The sequence below is a fragment of the Neisseria sp. P0021.S006 genome (genome assembly GCF_051956895.1).
This window is the reverse complement of sequence record NZ_JBQCWZ010000467.1, coordinates 1-1,069: the sequence shown is the minus strand read 5'-3', so window position 1 is coordinate 1,069 and position 1,069 is coordinate 1. Positions and strand designations below refer to the sequence as shown.

At 51.5% G+C, this 1,069-nt stretch carries 2 protein-coding genes; both read left to right on the top strand.

The features are described from left to right. Positions 1–250: multinuclear nonheme iron-dependent oxidase (locus tag ACTHUM_RS15030; RefSeq protein ID WP_440403295.1), on the top strand; the 250-nt coding region annotated here is incomplete at its 5' end. Further along, positions 240–926, top strand: a complete 687-nt coding sequence (locus ACTHUM_RS15025; RefSeq protein WP_219089208.1) for an HvfC family RiPP maturation protein — start codon at positions 240–242, stop codon at positions 924–926. The genes ACTHUM_RS15030 and ACTHUM_RS15025, both read left to right, overlap by 11 nt. Positions 927–1,069: the final 143 nt, after the last annotated feature.

The following is a 1,069-nucleotide window of genomic DNA, read 5'->3' as shown; positions in this document are numbered from 1 at the left end:
CGTGTGCTATATCCACATTGCCGGACATGACGTCGAAACGCCGGAATTGTTGATTGATACGCATGGCGCGGCGGTTTTGCCGACCGTTTGGGATTTACTCGAACTGGCCTATGCCAAACTGCCGACGATTCCGCCCACCCTGTTGGAACGCGATTTCAATTTCCCGCCTTTTGCCGAACTCGAAGCCGAAGTCGCTAAAATCGCCGACTATCAAATGCGTGCCGGAAAGGAATACCGCCGTGCAGCCTGAAACCTCCGCCCAATATCAACACCGCTTTGCCCAAGCCATACGCGAAGGCAAAGCCGAAGACGGATTGCCGCAAGAGCGTCTGAACGTCTATATCCGCCTGATACGCAACAATATTCACAGCTTTATCGACCGCTGTTATACCGAAACGCTGCAATACTTTGACAGCGAAGAATGGGGCCGTCTGAAAGAAGGTTTCGTCCGTGACGCGCGCGCCCAAACGCCCTATTTTCAAGAAATCCCCGGCGAGTTCCTCCAATATTGCCAAAGTCTGCCGCTTTCAGACGACCTCTTGGCATTGATGGACTTTGAACACACCCAGCTGCTCGCCGAAACCGCGCAAACCGACAGCCAAGCAGTCCATACCGATTCAGACGATTTGGCTTACACCCTTTCTCCCGCCGCCTTTGTGCGCCGTTATCAGTATGACGTGACGGACGAATTGCATGAGGCGGAAACCGCCGTTTTGGTGTGGCGCGATAAGGAAGACGACGTGATGTACCAAACCCTCGACGGTTTCGACGCCTTATTGCTGGAAACGCTGGCAGAGACGCCCACTTCCCTAAACGGCCTGCAAACCATGCTGGCAGAGTTCATGCCGTCTGAAAACGCTTGGCAGGACGCATTAAGGCAGAAATGGACGGATTGGTGGGAACAGGGCATTTTGGTTGCGGCATAAATCAAGGCCGTCTGAAACGGGCGCAGTCGGTTTCGGTAAAACAAAAATACTACTTAAATCGTTTATAGATTCAATCGCATGCTCTTGCCGTATCAGCGTAAAATCAAAAGTATATTGATCATTCATTTCATACTGATACATTA